The 15,022-nt window shown below is 72.9% G+C and carries 13 protein-coding genes and 2 pseudogenes; 8 read left to right on the top strand and 7 right to left on the bottom strand.

Going from position 1 to position 15,022, the window contains the following annotated elements:
• Positions 1 to 15 precede the first annotated feature (15 nt).
• The 4 genes from ABEB09_RS11425 (at position 16) to hutH (ending at position 4,958) form a co-directional block, all read left to right on the top strand.
• Entirely contained in the window at positions 16 to 1,164 is a 1,149-nt protein-coding gene (locus ABEB09_RS11425; RefSeq protein ID WP_345689730.1) for an adenylate/guanylate cyclase domain-containing protein, read from the top strand.
• A 34-nt stretch (positions 1,165 to 1,198) separates the two neighbouring features.
• Positions 1,199 to 2,014, top strand: a complete 816-nt coding sequence (locus ABEB09_RS11420; protein WP_345689728.1) for an enoyl-CoA hydratase/isomerase family protein — start codon at positions 1,199 to 1,201, stop codon at positions 2,012 to 2,014.
• A 127-nt stretch (positions 2,015 to 2,141) separates the two neighbouring features.
• Positions 2,142 to 3,320 (top strand): GGDEF domain-containing protein, encoded by a 1,179-nt coding sequence (locus ABEB09_RS11415; protein ID WP_345689726.1) that lies wholly within the window; start codon positions 2,142 to 2,144, stop codon positions 3,318 to 3,320.
• Positions 3,321 to 3,416: 96 nt separating this feature from the next.
• Positions 3,417 to 4,958, top strand: a complete 1,542-nt coding sequence (gene hutH / locus ABEB09_RS11410; protein WP_345693912.1) for a histidine ammonia-lyase — start codon at positions 3,417 to 3,419, stop codon at positions 4,956 to 4,958.
• A gap of 52 nt (positions 4,959 to 5,010) precedes the next feature.
• Here hutH and ABEB09_RS11405 read toward each other — a convergent pair.
• A pseudogene (locus tag ABEB09_RS11405) lies at positions 5,011 to 5,312 on the bottom strand (hypothetical protein).
• Between the two features lie 106 nt (positions 5,313 to 5,418).
• On the opposite strand from ABEB09_RS11405, the gene ABEB09_RS11400 reads away from it, so the two are divergent.
• On the top strand, positions 5,419 to 5,748 hold the full coding sequence (locus ABEB09_RS11400) for a hypothetical protein (RefSeq protein ID WP_345689722.1): 330 nt from the start codon (positions 5,419 to 5,421) through the stop codon (positions 5,746 to 5,748).
• Positions 5,749 to 5,996: 248 nt separating this feature from the next.
• A complete protein-coding gene (locus ABEB09_RS11395; RefSeq protein ID WP_345689720.1) occupies positions 5,997 to 7,271 on the top strand; it encodes a L,D-transpeptidase in 1,275 nt (424 codons plus the stop codon).
• A 123-nt stretch (positions 7,272 to 7,394) separates the two neighbouring features.
• Here ABEB09_RS11395 and ABEB09_RS11390 read toward each other — a convergent pair whose 3' ends face one another.
• Together ABEB09_RS11390 and ABEB09_RS11385 are read right to left on the bottom strand one after the other, a co-directional pair.
• Positions 7,395 to 7,793 (bottom strand): hypothetical protein, encoded by a 399-nt coding sequence (locus tag ABEB09_RS11390; RefSeq protein WP_345689718.1) that lies wholly within the window; start codon positions 7,791 to 7,793, stop codon positions 7,395 to 7,397.
• A 122-nt stretch (positions 7,794 to 7,915) separates the two neighbouring features.
• Positions 7,916 to 8,800: a helix-turn-helix transcriptional regulator gene (locus ABEB09_RS11385; protein WP_345689716.1), complete on the bottom strand. Its 885-nt coding sequence runs from the start codon at positions 8,798 to 8,800 to the stop codon at positions 7,916 to 7,918.
• A 128-nt stretch (positions 8,801 to 8,928) separates the two neighbouring features.
• Here ABEB09_RS11385 and ABEB09_RS11380 point away from each other — a divergent pair, with 128 nt between their 5' ends.
• Both ABEB09_RS11380 and ABEB09_RS11375 read left to right on the top strand, forming a co-directional pair.
• On the top strand, positions 8,929 to 9,972 hold the full coding sequence (locus ABEB09_RS11380) for an NAD(P)-dependent alcohol dehydrogenase (protein ID WP_345689714.1): 1,044 nt from the start codon (positions 8,929 to 8,931) through the stop codon (positions 9,970 to 9,972).
• Positions 9,973 to 10,072: 100 nt separating this feature from the next.
• A complete protein-coding gene (locus ABEB09_RS11375; protein ID WP_345689712.1) occupies positions 10,073 to 10,432 on the top strand; it encodes a DUF1330 domain-containing protein in 360 nt (119 codons plus the stop codon).
• A 5-nt stretch (positions 10,433 to 10,437) separates the two neighbouring features.
• On the opposite strand, the pseudogene msrA reads toward ABEB09_RS11375, so the two are convergent.
• The 4 genes and pseudogenes from msrA to ABEB09_RS11355 all read right to left on the bottom strand — a co-directional run bounded on the left by msrA (position 10,438) and on the right by ABEB09_RS11355 (position 14,973).
• Positions 10,438 to 11,102, bottom strand: a pseudogene (msrA, locus tag ABEB09_RS11370) (peptide-methionine (S)-S-oxide reductase MsrA).
• 58 nt (positions 11,103 to 11,160) lie between these two features.
• A complete protein-coding gene (locus tag ABEB09_RS11365) occupies positions 11,161 to 12,252 on the bottom strand; it encodes a hypothetical protein (protein ID WP_345693911.1) in 1,092 nt (363 codons plus the stop codon).
• 2 nt (positions 12,253 to 12,254) lie between these two features.
• The gene (locus ABEB09_RS11360) at positions 12,255 to 13,367 is read right to left on the bottom strand and encodes a hypothetical protein (RefSeq protein WP_345689710.1); all 1,113 of its coding nucleotides are present in this window, start codon (positions 13,365 to 13,367) and stop codon (positions 12,255 to 12,257) included.
• Positions 13,368 to 13,374: 7 nt separating this feature from the next.
• Positions 13,375 to 14,973 (bottom strand): M48 family metalloprotease, encoded by a 1,599-nt coding sequence (locus ABEB09_RS11355; RefSeq protein ID WP_345689708.1) that lies wholly within the window; start codon positions 14,971 to 14,973, stop codon positions 13,375 to 13,377.
• Positions 14,974 to 15,022: the final 49 nt, after the last annotated feature.

Genomic DNA, 15,022 nt, shown 5'->3' with positions numbered 1-15,022 from the left:
GGCAGGAGGCGGCCGGTGACCGTCGACGACAGCAACGCGGGCGGGTCCGAGCATCCTCACCCCCACCATGTCGTCGACCACACGGCTGAGCCGACCGACAACCCCCTCGCCATCCGCCTGGAGCAGCTGATCCTCGGCGCCGAGCGGCGCTACACCCCCTTCCAGGCGGCCCGCACCGCCGGCGTCTCCATGGACCTGGCCTCCCGCTTCTGGCGCGCCATGGGCTTCGCCGACATCGGCCAGGCCAAGGCGCTGACCGAGGCGGACGTGCTGGCGCTGCGGCGGCTGGCCGGTCTGGTGGAGGCCGGGCTGCTCAGCGAGCCGATGGCCGTGCAGGTGGCCCGGTCGACGGGGCAGACCACGGCCCGGCTCGCCGAGTGGCAGATCGATTCGTTCCTGGAGGGCCTGACCGAGCCGCCCGAGCCCGGCATGACCCGCACCGAGGTCACGTATCCCCTGGTGGAGCTGTTGCTGCCGGAGCTGCAGGAGTTCCTGGTGTACGTGTGGCGGCGCCAGCTCGCCGCCGCGACGGGCCGGGTCGTACAGGCCGGCGACGACGACGAGATGGTCGACCGGCGCCTCGCCGTGGGCTTCGCCGACCTGGTGGGCTTCACCCGCCTGACCCGCCGCCTGGAGGAGGAGGAGCTGGGCGAGCTGGTCGAGGCGTTCGAGACGACCTGCGCCGACCTCGTCGCGGCGCACGGCGGGCGGCTCATCAAGACGCTGGGCGACGAGGTGCTGTTCGCCGCCGACGACGCGGGCACGGCCGCCGAGATCTCGCTGCGCCTGATCGAGACGCTGAAGAACGACGAGACGATGCCGGCCCTGCGCGTGGGCATCGCCTTCGGCACGGTCACCACCCGCATGGGCGATGTGTTCGGTACGACGGTGAACCTGGCGAGCCGGCTCACCTCGATAGCGCCGAAGGACGCGGTGCTCGTCGACGGCGCCCTGGCCGAGGAGCTGTCCCGTACGGGCGAGGCGCCGGTGTCGGAGGCGCAGGCGGCCGAGGAGGCGGCCCGCGCCGAGAAGGACGGCGAGACCGCGGCGGCCTTGTCGAAGTACCGCTTCGCGCTCCAGCCGATGTGGCAGCGCCCCGTCCGGGGGCTCGGTGTCATCGAACCCTGGCTGCTGTCGCGACGGGAGCCTAAGATCCCCGGGTAACGAGATAACGGTCGTTAACCGGGAGGGTGGGGCCATGTCGGAGCAGCAGTCCGAGGCGCACGCGGAGGAGCGCTACGGGGAGTTCGTCGCCGTACGGCGCCACGGCCATGTCGCCGAGCTGGTGCTCGACCGGCCCAAGGCCATGAACGCCGTCTCCACGGAGATGGCCCGCTCCATCGCCGCCGCGTGCGCCGCGCTCGCCGCCGACACCTCCGTACGCGTCACGGTCCTCACCTCGTCGAACGACCGCGCCTTCTGCGTCGGCGCCGACCTGAAGGAGCGCAACTCCTTCACGGACGCCGACATGCTGCGCCAGCGGCCCACCACGCGCGGCTGCTACACGGGCGTGCTGGAGCTGCCGATGCCGACGATCGCGGCCGTGCACGGCTTCGCCCTGGGCGGCGGCTTCGAGCTGGCGCTGTCCTGCGACCTGATCGTGGCCGACGCGACGGCGGTCGTCGGCCTGCCCGAGGTGTCGGTCGGTGTGATCCCGGGCGGCGGCGGTACGCAGCTGCTGCCGCGCCGGGTCGGGGCGGCCCGCGCGGCGGAGCTGGTGTTCACGGCGCGGCGCGTGCCGGCCGCCGAGGCAGCGGGCCTCGGCCTCGTCGACGAGCTGGTGGAGGAGGACGCCCGGGGCGCGGCCCTGGAGCTGGCCGCCCGGATCGCCGGCAACTCGCCGGTCGGCCTGCGGGCCGCCAAGCGCGCGCTGCGCCTGGGGCACGGGCTGGACCTGAGGGCGGGCCTCGAGGTCGAGGACGCCGCCTGGCGCACGGTCGCCTTCTCGGGTGACCGCAAGGAGGGCGTCGCCGCGTTCAACGAGAAGCGCAGCCCGGAGTGGCCGGGGGAGTGAGCCGCGCGGTCGCCGCCCAGGGTGACGCGGAGTGAGCTTCACCCACTGATCCCCGGTCTGCGGTCGCGTGGAGTAACCGGACGGGCCCGTCGGGTTAAAAGTCCGGAAACATCCCTAAGCTGGGGGAATGGCTGAGGATGTCCGGCTGCGGGCCGTAGTGGCGCTGGCTCAGGCGATGGCCGCGGCGCACACTCCGCGCGAGTGCTGGCGGGCGGCGGCGCTCGGGGCGTGCGAGGCGCTGGGCGGTACGTTCGCGGCGCTGTCGACCTGGCAGCGGGACCGCGGGCGGCTCAAGGTGCTGGTCAACGCCGGCCGGCGGGCGCCGGACGAGGAGGAGTTCCCGGACTCCGAGACGTATCCGGTCCACCAGTTCTCCGAGATCACCGAGTTCCTGCACGACCGGTGGGCGGGCGGCGGCGAGCCCGACGCCTGGGTCGAGACGGCGGACGGACCGGGCCCCGCCCCGCGCGGGCACTGCCCGCTGGGAGTCCCCCGTGGCCGGACGGAGTCACGGCCCGGCGGCAGGGCGGCGGCGCTGCGGCGGCGCGGGCGCGGCTGCTGCGTCGTCGCGCCGATCGTGCTGCACGGCAGGGCCTGGGGCGAGCTGTACGTCGCCCGGCCGGTCGGCGCGCCCGTCTTCGACCGGGACGACGCGGACTTCGCGGCCGTGCTGGCCTCGGTCGTCGCGGCCGGCATCGCCCAGACGGAGCGCCTGGAGGAGGTCCGCAAGCTCGCCTTCACCGACCCGTTGACCGGCCTCGCCAACCGCAGGGCCGTCGACACCCGGCTGGACGAGGCGGTGGAGCGGTTCCTGGCGGACGGGTCGGTCGTCAGCCTGGTCGTGTGCGACCTCAACGGCCTGAAGGCCGTCAACGACACGCACGGCCACGCCGTCGGCGACCGGTTGCTGGAGCGGTTCGGGTCCGTGCTCTCCTACTGCGGGGCGCGGCTGCCCGGGGCGCTGGCGGCACGGCTGGGCGGGGACGAGTTCTGCCTGGTGTCCGTGGGGCCGGGCGCGGACGAGGTCGTCGCGGTGGCCGAGGAGCTGTGCGTACGGGCCGGTGACCTGGAGCTGGGCGAGGGCGTGGCCTGCGGGGTCGCCTCGACGGGCGACCCGATCGGGCCGGTGCGCTCGGCCCGGCGGCTGTTCCGGCTCGCGGACGCGGCGCAGTACCGGGCCAAGGCGGCCCGGTCGGCCAAGCCGGTGGTCGCGGGGCGGGACGGGGCGGTCGTACGGCTGGCGGACGCCCCGCCGACGGCCGCGCGGGACCGGCGGCGCTTCCGGGACGCGCCGCCTGAGGCGTGAGCTGGTGGCCCCGTAAGGGGCGAGCAATCACAGGGGTTGTGACACAGACGGGTAGTGACACGTTGGGATTCAGTCCGTAGGGTGCTGAATATGGATATGCACACTGTCGTGGTGGGGACGTCCGGTACCACCGCCGCCGACGTCATCGCCGTGGCCCGCGGCAACGCCCGCATCGAGCTGTCGCAGGACGCGCTCGACGCCCTCGCCCGCGCCCGGGAGATCGTGGACGCCCTCGCCGCCAAGCCCGAGCCCGTGTACGGGGTGTCGACCGGGTTCGGCGCGCTCGCCACCCGGCACATCAGCCATGACCTGCGCGCGCAGCTCCAGCGCAACATCGTGCGCTCGCACGCCGCCGGCATGGGCCCGCGCGTCGAGCGCGAGGTCGTGCGCGCCCTGATGTTCCTGCGCCTCAAGACCGTCGCGTCCGGCCACACCGGGGTCCGCCCCGAGGTCGCGCGCACCATGGCCGACATCCTGAACGCGGGCATCACCCCGGTCGTCCACGAGTACGGCTCCCTCGGCTGCTCCGGCGACCTCGCGCCGCTCTCGCACTGCGCGCTCACCCTGATGGGCGAGGGCGACGCCGAGGGCCCCGACGGCACGGTCCGGCCTGCCGGCGAGCTGCTCGCGGAGCACGGCATCGCCCCCGTCGAACTGCGCGAGAAGGAGGGCCTCGCCCTCCTCAACGGCACCGACGGCATGCTCGGCATGCTGATCATGGCCCTGGACGACCTCGACAAGCTCTACAAGTCGGCCGACGTCAGCGCCGCCCTCTCCCTGGAGGCGCTGCTCGGCACCGACAAGGTCCTCGCCCCCGAGCTGCACGCCATCCGCCCGCACCCCGGCCAGGGCGCCGCCGCCGCCAACATGGCGGCCGTCCTGAAGGGCTCCGGGCTGGTCGGCCACTTCCAGGTCGACGAGGCCCCCCGCGTCCAGGACGCCTACTCGGTGCGCTGCGCCCCGCAGGTCGCCGGCGCCGGCCGCGACACCCTGGCCCACGCCCGCCTCGTCGCCGAGCGCGAGCTGGCCGCCGCCGTCGACAACCCGGTCGTCCTGCCGGACGGCCGCGTGGAGTCCAACGGCAACTTCCACGGCGCCCCCGTGGCGTACGTCCTGGACTTCCTCGCCATCGCCGCCGCCGACCTCGGCTCCATCGCCGAGCGCCGCACGGACCGGCTCCTCGACAAGAACCGCAGCCACGGCCTGCCGGCGTTCCTCGCCGACGACGCGGGTGTGGACTCCGGCCTGATGATCGCCCAGTACACGCAGGCGGCGCTGGTCAGCGAGATGAAGCGGCTCGCCGTCCCGGCGTCCGCCGACTCCATCCCGTCCTCCGCCATGCAGGAGGACCACGTCTCCATGGGCTGGTCGGCCGCGCGGAAGCTGCGCACCGCCGTCGGCAACCTCAACCGGATCATCGCGATAGAGCTGTACGCCGCGACCCGCGCGATCGAGCTGCGCGCCGGCCTCACCCCGGCACCCGCGTCCCGGGCCGTCATCGACGCCCTGCGCGCCGCCGGCGTCCAGGGCCCCGGCCCGGACCGCTTCCTCGCGCCCGACCTGGAGGCCGCCGACGTCTTCGTCCGCGAGGGCGGCGTCCTCGCCGCGGTCGAGCCGGTCACCGGCCCGCTGGCGTAGCCGGCCCGGCCGCCCTTCGACGGCGGCCGCACCGTCCGGGGCGTACGTGGCTTCAGAGAGCCGCGTGCGCCCCGTGCCGTACCGCGTACGTCACCAGCCCGACGCCGACGGCCAGGAACGCCGCACCCCGAACAGGTACGGCGTGGTGTCGACGCCGCCCGTGTCGGCCAGCCGCAGTTGACCCTCACCGGTCTGCGCGGACACCCCCGAGGCGGCGCCCGTCGTCGTCCGGCGCTCGGTCTCCCCGGGCGCGGGCCGCTCACCGGTGGCGTTCGCCGAGGGGACGAACCACAGCGCGCAGAGCAGCGTCCCGGCGGCGGTGGCGGTCAGCAGTGGTCGGCGTGCGACGGACACAGATTCAGATCCCCTTGCGGAACCGAGAATTGGCGACTGTGCCGATGCTAATGAACTCAGCGGGTCGCAGGAAAGTCGCGGGTGGGAGCGGCTTACGCTCCGTCATATGAGCCCTTCTGAGACATCACGGTATGTACGGCTTCGGGTGGACCTGGTGCTGGAGGTGACCGGCCGGGACGAGCTGACCGATGCCGCTCTGCGACGGATCGACGACGACACGTTCATGCCGGACGAGGAGCGTACGCACGCCAAGGCGGCCGCCCACGAGGACGAAGCGGAAGCTCTCGCGTACCTCGTGGAACCCTTCGATCTGGTGACCGGAGTGGCCGGCGTGGAGGTCGTCCAGGCGTCCTGGACGAGCGAGCAGGCCGACTACGACCCGGACGTGGAGGTCTGGGACCTCGACGACGAGGACGAGGACGAGGACGTGCAGTAGGCGGGAGGAGCGGACCGGGGCCCCGGCCGGCAGGCGGACGGGGCAACGGAGAGGCTCCGGAGTGTGACACCCTTCAGACCCCGGGCGCTCGCGCGCACGCGCGCGTGACCGGGGTCACTCCGCATGCCCGGGAACCGCGCCCCGGTTCCGCTGCGTCGATCAGTGGTGTTCCCCACACCGTGCGCAGATACGGAACCGGACGGGGTGTTATGGGTGTTGTTGAAACAGTTGGCAGGGAATCCGCGACCATGGAGAAGCGTGTGATGACGGACAGCAAGCGGCGCAGAGGCCTCGTGGCCGCGTCCGCACTGCTCAGCGGCGTGCTGTTGCTGACGGCCTGCAACGACGGCGACAAGAGCGCCGACGGCGGCAGCAACAGCAACGGCGACAAGACGTCACAGGCGCAGGTCGACCAGGCGGCGGCCGAGAAGACCTCCCAGGCGCGAATAACGATCTCCCCCAAGAACGGCGCCATCAACGCGTCCATCAACAACGACGCCAAGGTCACCGTCACCGACGGCACCCTCACCCAGGTCACCATGACGTCCGCCGAGGGCAAGACCATCAAGGGCGAGATGTCCGCCGACGCCAAGAGCTGGCAGCCCACGGAGCAGCTGGAGCGCGCGACCACCTACAAGATCGCCGCGACCGCCAAGGACGCCGAGGGCCGCGAGGCCCACGAGAACGCGTCCTTCACGACCGTCTCCAAGGCCAACAGCTTCATCGGCAACTTCACGCCCGAGGACGGCTCCACCGTCGGCGTCGGCATGCCGGTCTCGATCACCTTCAACAAGCCGATCACCAACCGCAAGGCGGTCCAGTCCGGCATCGAGGTGACGTCGAGCAGCGGCCAGGAGGTCGTGGGCCACTGGTTCCACTCCCAGCGCCTGGACTTCCGCCCCGACCAGTACTGGGCGGAGGGCTCCACGGTCACGCTGAAGCTGAAGCTCGACGGGGTCGAGGGCTCCGACGGCGTCTTCGGCGTCCAGCAGAAGACCGTCACGTTCAAGATCGGCCGCAACCAGGTCTCGACCGTCGACGTCAACGCCAAGACCATGACGATCCAGCGCAACGGCAAGACGATCAAGACGATCCCGATCTCCGCCGGCTCCCCGGAGAACCCGACCTACAACGGTCAGATGGTGATCTCCGAGAAGTTCAAGGAGACCCGGATGAACGGCGCCACGGTCGGCTTCACCGACGACGACGGCAAGGGCGAGTACGACATCAAGGACGTGCCGCACGCCATGCGGCTGTCCACGTCGGGCACCTTCATCCACGGCAACTACTGGGGCTCCGACTCCGTCTTCGGCAACGTCAACACCAGCCACGGCTGCGTGGGCCTGAACGACGTCAAGGGCGCCGGCGACCCGAACCAGCCCGCGGCGTGGTTCTACGACAACTCGCTCATCGGCGACGTGGTCATCGTCAAGAACTCCAAGGACAAGACCATCAAGCCGGACAACGGCCTCAACGGCTGGAACCTCAGCTGGGCCGACTGGAAGGCCGGCTCGGCCCTCTGATCGTCCCGCGCGCGGCGACGTCTCGCTCCCGCGCACGGCCAAGGCGGCGGCGCCCCCGAGGGGCACCGCCGCCTTCGTGCTTCTTGTGCCTCTTGCTTCTTGCTTCGCGCCGAGCGCCGTCCGTCAGCTCGTGTGGTACTGCGTCGGACCCTGCTGTACGAGCCGGCCGTCCTTCCACGTGGACACCGACCACACGACGGCCTTGCCCTCCGGCAGCCCGCCGACCCGGCACCGCACGGTCTTCACCCCGTCCGTCGTGCCGGTGGTGCAGCGGCCGGTGACGTCCTTGTCCGCCAGGTCCACCGTGTAGCTCACCCGGACCGTGGCGCCGTCCACGGCGGTGTCCTTGACCGTGAACGTGTCGGTCCCGCTGCTCCAGCAGACCGAGGCCCCGCGGATCGTGGAGCAGCCGTCCAGCGCGGCGGCCGACGTGGCGCCGTACAGGCCCCCGGCGAGCAGCAGTGACGTGGTGGCCGCGACCGTTCCGGTCCGGACCCCGGCAAGGGTGCCGATGGCACGCATGCGCATTCCCCCTTCGCTTTCCGCATTCGCGATCTTCGCGTCGGTCACCCGCCACGGTACGTGCGGAACGCGAGCGTCAGCAGGGGTTTCCGGGGCGCGGGCCGCGCCTGTGGCGGGGCGGCTCAGGAGTCCTGGGATGCGGCAGCCTGCGGGGCGCCGGCCGCCGCCGCGTCCGCGCCCCAGTGGGCGAGCAGCCGCAGCGACTCGGCCGACAGGGAGTCCGGCTCGGCCGTGTAGGTCACCAGGCTCAGGTCGTGGTCGTCGGGCAGCCTGAGCGTCTCGTACGACAGGGTCAGCTCGCCCACCAGCGGGTGGTGCAGCCGCTTCACCCCGTGGCCCTTCTCCTGCACCAGGTGCGCCGCCCACAGCGAGCGGAACTCGGGGCTGTGCACCGACAGGTCGCCCACCAGGGTCGACAGCTGCGGGTCGTCGGGCGAGCACCCGGCGTACATCCGCAGCACGCTCACCACCTCGGTCGCCTTCGCCTCCCAGTCGACGTACAGCGTGCGCGCCGAGGGCGACAGGAACACGTGCCGGGCCATGTTCCGGTCCTGCGGGTCCATCGCCTCGAAGTCGCCCAGCAGGGCCCGGCCCAGCCGGTTCCACGCCAGGATGTCGAGGCGCCGGCCGAGGACGAACGCGGGCACCGAGTCCATCGAGTCCAGCAGGTGCAGCACCCCGGGCCGCACGGTCTGCGGGCGGGCCGCCGACCGCCGCTTCTTCTTGGCCGTGGGCTTCGCCAGGTGCACGAGGTGGTTCCGCTCGGCGTCCGTGAGCCGCAGGGCGCGGGCGATCGAGTCCAGCACCTCGGTCGACACGTTCCGGCCGTTGCCCTGCTCCAGGCGCGTGTAGTACGCCACGGACACCCCGGCCAGCTGGGCCAGCTCCTCGCGGCGCAGCCCCGGCACGCGGCGGTGGCGCCCGAACTCGGGCAGCCCGACGTCCTCCGGCTTGAGCCGGGCCCTGCGCGAGCGCAGGAATTCGCTCAGTTCGGCACGCTGGTCCATACCGCAAGTATTCCTGGTCGTACGCACGGGACGGTCCCGTCAGCCTGACCCTGTCAGTGGTACGCACGCCGGTCGTAGGCACGACAGGGGGCTGGGTGACCTCCCGGCCCGCTGACAGGCTCGACGCCATGACCACGAACGTCCCCGCATACGCGGCCCCCGCACCGAAGGCCCCTCTGGAGCGCACCACCGTCCCGCGCCGCGAGGTCGGCGCACACGACGTCCTCATCGAGATCAAGTACGCGGGTATCTGCCACTCCGACATCCATCAGGCGCGCGACGGCTGGGGCGAGGGCATCTACCCGATGGTGCCCGGCCACGAGATCGCCGGTGTGGTCACCGAGGTCGGTCCCGGCGTCACGAAGTACCGCGTCGGCGACCGCGTCGGCGTCGGCTGCTTCGTCGACTCGTGCCGCGAGTGCGCGTACTGCCGGCAGGGCCTGGAGCAGTACTGCACCCAGGGCATGACCGCCACGTACAACGGTCTCGACAAGAACGGCGAGCCCACCTACGGCGGCTACTCGACGCACATCGTCGTCGACGAGAACTACACCGTCCGGATCCCCGACGGGCTCTCCCTCGACGTCGCGGCGCCGCTGCTGTGCGCCGGCATCACCCTCTACTCTCCGCTCGCCCACTGGAAGGCCGGCCCCGGCAAGAACGTCGCCATCGTCGGCCTGGGCGGCCTCGGCCACATGGGCGTCAAGATCGCCCACGCGCTGGGGGCGGAGGTGACCGTGCTGAGCCAGTCCCTGCGGAAGGAGGCGGACGGCAGGAAGCTGGGCGCGGACCACTTCTACGCCACCGGCGACCCGGCGACCTTCGAGAAGCTGGCGGGCACCTTCGACCTCATCGTCTCCACGGTGTCGGCCCCGCTGGACTTCGGCGCCTACCTGGGGCTGCTGAAGACGGACGGCGCGCTGGTGAACGTCGGCGCCCCGGAGGAGCCGGTCTCGCTGAACCTCTTCTCCGTGATCAGCGGCCGCCGCACCCTGGCCGGTTCGATGATCGGCGGCATCGCGGAGACCCAGGAGATGCTCGACTTCTGCGCCGAGCACGGCCTGGGCGCCGAGATCGAGGTGATCGGAGCGGACCGGATCAACGAGGCGTACGAGCGGGTCCTGTCCGGCGACGTCCGCTTCCGCTTCGTGATCGACACGGCGACGATCTGACGCGCGCGGCGGGCCGAGCCCCCTCCGCTACCTGCGAGGTAATCGATCTCCCGCCTCAACCGCCGTACGGTGGAGGCCGGTTGAGAGAAGGAGAGACGCCATGCCCGCCTACGCGGTCGCAAGCCTGCGCCCCACCGAGACCCTCCACGACGAGGTCCTCACCTACATGGAACGGGTCCAGTCCACACTGGACCCGTTCGGCGGGCGCTTCCTCGTGCACGGTGCCCCCGCCCGCGAGGTCCGCGAGGGCACCTGGCCGGACGCGCTGGTGATCGTCGCCTTCCCGTCGATGGACCACGCCCGCGACTGGTACGACTCCGACGCCTACCAGCGGCTCCTCCCGCTGCGCACCCGTCACCTGGACGGCGACGTCCTCCTCATCGACGGCGTGGCCCCCGGTTACGACCCGGCGGCCACGGCGTCGGCGATACGCACGGCCCAGGCGGGCGGGGAGGTCTGACCCCGTCAGCCGTCGGCCTTCGCCACACCCACCGGGCAGCTCACGCCCGTGCCGCCGATGCCGCAGTAGCCGCCCGGGTTCTTGTGGAGGTACTGCTGGTGGTACGGCTCCGCCGGGTAGAACGGGCGGCCGTCCGCCGGCAGGACCTCCGTGGTGATCGTGGAGTGGCCCGACGCCGTCAGGACCCTCTGGTAGGCGGCGCGGGACGCCCCGGCGGTGGCGGCCTGGGCGGGGGTGTGGGTGTAGACCGCCGAGCGGTACTGGGTGCCCACGTCGTTGCCCTGGCGGTAGCCCTGGGTCGGGTCGTGGGCCTCCCAGAAGACCTTCAGCAGCTGCTCGTACGACACCTTCGACGGGTCGAAGACCACGCGGACCACCTCCGTGTGGCCCGTCAGGCCCGTGCAGACCTCCTCGTACGCGGGGTTCCGCGTGTAGCCGCCCTGGTAGCCGACCAGCGTCGTCCAGACGCCGTCCGTCTGCCAGAACTTGCGCTCGGCGCCCCAGAAACAGCCCAGCGCGAAGTCCGCGACCTCCAGGCCGGGCGGGTAGGGGCCGGCGAGCGGGTTGCCCAGGACCTCGTGCCGGTCGGGGAGCGGGAACTCAGGCTCCGGGCGGCCCTTCAGCGCCTGCTCGGGCGTGGGCATCTCGGGGTGCGGCGGTGCAGGAACATACGGGTCTCCTCGGGGCGGCTTCACCCCCGTCAACGACGGGGGCGGACCGGGGATTCCTCAGCCGCCGAAGCCCCCGAAGCGCTTGCGGGCGCCACGGGCCGCCTTGTCCCGCCAGTGGCAGTACACGCCCGCCGGGTCGTTGTAGTAGCTCCACGGCAGCGCGTTCACATGGCCGTCGACCAGCCGGAACTGCTCCAGCGCCGCCTCGTGGCGGCCCTGCCGGACCAGGAAGTACGCCAGCAGGTGCCGCACCTCCGCCAGCGACGGGTGGCCGACCGGGGCCACCGCCACGTCCGCCAGCGCCGCGTCGACCACGGCGACCAGCTCGGGGGAGCGGAAGTCGGCGGCCTTCGCGTCGTCGTCGTGGTGCTCGTACCAGGCCACCAGCGGCAGTGCGCGCAGCAGCGTGCCCATCGGTGCCGCCGACGCCGCCTCGCGCGCGAAGGACTCGGCCAGCTCCACGGAGCCGCGCCACTTGCGGCACCAGTACTGCAGCGCCGCGTAGTGGGCGTCGTAGTGGTGCGGGGCGCGAGCCGTGATCCGCGCCCAGAGGCGGTGCATCTCCGGGTGCGGGTAGCCGGTGCCCAGCGCGGTCCAGATCTCCGCCACGTACGGCGTCGGGTCGTCCGGGTTCAGCTCGGCCGCCCGCGCGATGTCCTGCGGCGCCTGCGCGAGGACCCGGTGGAAGCCCTCGAACTGCTCCCGGGTGGTGTGCTTGGCGAAGGCCGCGCCCCGCAGCTCCCACGCGAGGGCCACCGTCGCGTGCGCCCGGACCACCGCCACGTCCGGGTCGTACGGGCCGGCCGCCTCCGCCCACGCGTCCAGCCAGGAGCCGTCGCCCTCCCCGGCCGCGTGGCCCAGGGAGGACGCGATGTCGCAGCGGCGTTCCCAGTCCCGGCTCTCCCGGGTCTCCGCCAGCAGCCGCGCCGCCGGCTCCCAGTCGAGGCGCGCCGCCGCGACCAGCACCCGCTCCAGCTCCGGTGCGGGGGCCGGCAGCTTCGTGTTCTGCCGGTACGCCGGCAGCAACCCCAGCGCCTCCGCGTCCTTGGACGGGCCGGCCTTGCCGGACGACGGGCCCACGATGCGGCGGTAGACGACGATGCCCACCACCACGGCCAGGCCCAGCACGACGATCCGGGCGATCTCCATGCTCACGCCCCGCCCTGTGCGGCCGCGTTGACCGCGCTCTCGTCGCGCATCCGGCAGAACTCGCCCGCCGGGTCGCCCTTGTACCGCCACGGCAGTGCGTCCACGTACCCGTCGACCAGGCGGAACTGCTCCAGGGCCGGCTCCCACCGCTCCTGGAGGTACAGGTAGTACGCCAGCAGGTGGCGGACCTCGGCCAGGCGCGGGTGGTCCGGATCGGCGGCGGCCGCGTCGGCGAGGGCCGCGTCGACCGCGGCGTACATCTCCGGCGTACGGTCCACGTCCGCCGAGTCCGACTCGTCGTGCTCGAAGTGCGCGATCAGCGGGAACGCCTTCATCAGGCTGCCGGGCGGCGCCTCCGCCGAGGCCTTCACCGCGAACGCCCGCGCCAGCTCCTCCGAGCCGTGCCACTTGCGGCACCAGTACTGCAGCGCCGAGAAGTGCGCCTCGTAGTGGTGCGGTGCCCGGGCGGTGATGTCCTTCCAGATGCGGTGCATCTCCTCGTGCGGGTATCCCAGGCCGATCGCGGTCCAGATCTCGCCCACGTACGGCGCCGGGTCGCCCTCCGGCGCCAGCTCCGCCGCCCGCGCGTGCTCGTGACGGGTGCGGGCGAGCGTGCGGTGGAAGCCCTCGAACTGCTCGTGCGTCGTGTACTGCGCCCGCTTGGCGCCGCGGATCCTCCACGCCAGGAACACCGAGCTGCGGGCCCGTACGAGGGCCGCCCCGGGGTCGTCGGGCCGGGCCGACTCCCACGCCAGCAGCCAGGCGTCGTCCTCGGCGGCCACGTCCGCGAGCTTCTCGCAGTACGCGGTGCGGCGCTCCCAGTCCCGCGCCGCCGCCGTCCCGTCGAACAGGGCGGCCACCGGCTGCCAGTCGCCCGCCCGCGCGGCGGCGATCGCCACGGTGAGCGCCGCCGGCTCCGGCGCGGACAGCTTGGTGTGCTGCCGCTCCACGGGCAGCAGGCCCAGCGCGGCGGCCCGCTCGGCGGCCTCCTCCGCGGCGGGGTCGGAGCGCAGGCCCTCGATGGTGCCCTGCACGATGGCCTTCAGGAAGTACAGCCCGAGCGCGAGCAGCGCGAGGACGACGGGGGTCAGGACGACCCAGAACACGATCTTCAACGGAACCTCAGGCGTGGGTGGGGGCCAGCAGCATGCGCAGCGGCGCGGTGTCGGGGCGGTCGGCGACGGCGGCGTCGAGCGCGGCCGGCAGCTCGTCCTCGTAGCCGGGCGGCAGCCGCAGCGCCGCGGACTCGGACCAGGACAGCTCCCAGCGGGCGTCGCCCCGGGCGATCAGCTCGCCGGCGACCATCCGCGCCAGGCCCCGGCGCAGCACCGGGCGGGCGAACTCGCGGGCGGCCCGGCCCCGCGCGGCCTCCGCCTCCTCCGACTTGGGCAGCCGGTCGGCGATCTCGGGGCCGGCGCCCAGGTCCAGCGCGTTCAGCAGCGCGGCGAGCGTGCCGTCGCCGCCGGTCACGTCGGCGGTGGCCCGGCGCAGCGGCTCGGCCTCCTCCGCGAAGTAGGCCGTCATCGACGCGTGGACCAGCTCCGGCCAGTCCACGCGGCGCAGCCCCAGCGCCTCCGGCGTGAGCGACGCCTCCTCGACGGCGACCAGCGCCGCCCGCGCGTCGGCCAGCAGGTCCAGTGCCGGGGTCGCCGGCTCGGAGCGGCGCCCGTCGTCCGGCAGGGCCTCCAGGCGGGCGACGCGCTCGGCGATCGGCGGGTGGGAGTCGTACGGGGACGTCGGCTCGGTCGGCAGGTCGCGGCGCAGCTCGTCCATCTCGGCGCCGCGCGCGGCCAGCAGGTGCCGGACGCCGCCGAACACCTCGCCCGGCGGGGGCAGCAGGCCCGCGCCGACGCCGAGGGTCGCGTACGCGCTCATGTAGAAGTCGTGGGCGGAGTCGAGCACCGGGATCTCGCGCAGCGCCGACGCGGTCGCGTCACGGCCCGCGATCCGCGCGGCGGCCAGGTCGGCGGCCAGCTCCTGGCGGCGCGATCCGGACAGGGTGGCGCGCAGGTAGAAGTGCCCGTACGCCTGGTAGACCTTCGCCATCGCGCGGTAGGTGATGCCCGCGCCGGTCGTGTCGACCTCCTTGGCCTTCCTGCCCTTGGCGAGCTTCTTCTCGTTCTTCGCCTCCTGCCGGGCGCGCTCCTTGGCGACCTTCCTGCCCGCCCGCTCCTCGAAGTGCGCGATGGTACGGGCCACCTGGACGCGGCCGCGGACGGTGAGCGCGGCCAGCCGGGTGTCGGAGTTGGCGTAGTGGCCCATCTCGTGGGCGAGCACGGCGCGCAGCTGCGCCTCGGTGAGGCCGGTCATCAGCGGCAGGCCGAGGTAGAGGCGGCGGGTGCCGCCCAGCAGGCCGAGGAACCGGGCGTCCTCGCTGACCGCCGCGTTCATGTCGGCGGTCAGCCGGATCTCGTCGGGCGCGCGGGTGCCGACCTGCTGCGCCAGTTCCCGTACGGCCTGCCACAGCCGGGGCTCCTGGTGCTCGGTGACGAGGACGCCGTGCGGGTCGTCGCCCTGGGGAGTGCGGAGCATGAACATGCCCCGCACGATCGGGACGGCGAGGACCACGCTGACGATGTACAGCTTCACGGCCACGCTGCTGGGCGCCCAGAGCGCCGCCGCCCAGTCAATGCCGGCCAGGGCGGCGAGCATGACGAGACCGAGCAGGTAGAAACCGGCGAGCAGAACGAAAGCGCGCAGCGCACGCACGGAAGCGCCCATCGGGCAGAGTCCCCCCACGGGAAAAAGAAAAGGGCATGACAAAGAGACG

Origin of the sequence: Streptomyces coeruleoprunus (assembly GCF_039542925.1) — a bacterium.
Taxonomy (GTDB): domain Bacteria; phylum Actinomycetota; class Actinomycetes; order Streptomycetales; family Streptomycetaceae; genus Streptomyces; species Streptomyces coeruleoprunus.
The sequence above is the reverse complement of the archived record's forward strand: the minus strand, read 5'-3'. Positions and strand labels throughout refer to the sequence as shown.

Coding starts and splice junctions, on each gene's coding strand:
- ABEB09_RS11420 (WP_345689728.1), top strand. CDS start 1,199: ATGTCGGAGCAGCAGTCCGAGGCGCACGCGGAGGAGCGCTACGGGGAG.
- ABEB09_RS11415 (WP_345689726.1), top strand. CDS start 2,142: ATGGCTGAGGATGTCCGGCTGCGGGCCGTAGTGGCGCTGGCTCAGGCG.
- hutH (WP_345693912.1), top strand. CDS start 3,417: ATGCACACTGTCGTGGTGGGGACGTCCGGTACCACCGCCGCCGACGTC.
- ABEB09_RS11400 (WP_345689722.1), top strand. CDS start 5,419: ATGAGCCCTTCTGAGACATCACGGTATGTACGGCTTCGGGTGGACCTG.
- ABEB09_RS11395 (WP_345689720.1), top strand. CDS start 5,997: ATGGAGAAGCGTGTGATGACGGACAGCAAGCGGCGCAGAGGCCTCGTG.
- ABEB09_RS11390 (WP_345689718.1), bottom strand. CDS start 7,793: ATGCGTGCCATCGGCACCCTTGCCGGGGTCCGGACCGGAACGGTCGCG.
- ABEB09_RS11385 (WP_345689716.1), bottom strand. CDS start 8,800: ATGGACCAGCGTGCCGAACTGAGCGAATTCCTGCGCTCGCGCAGGGCC.
- ABEB09_RS11380 (WP_345689714.1), top strand. CDS start 8,929: ATGACCACGAACGTCCCCGCATACGCGGCCCCCGCACCGAAGGCCCCT.
- ABEB09_RS11375 (WP_345689712.1), top strand. CDS start 10,073: ATGCCCGCCTACGCGGTCGCAAGCCTGCGCCCCACCGAGACCCTCCAC.
- ABEB09_RS11365 (WP_345693911.1), bottom strand. CDS start 12,252: ATGGAGATCGCCCGGATCGTCGTGCTGGGCCTGGCCGTGGTGGTGGGC.
- ABEB09_RS11355 (WP_345689708.1), bottom strand. CDS start 14,973: ATGGGCGCTTCCGTGCGTGCGCTGCGCGCTTTCGTTCTGCTCGCCGGT.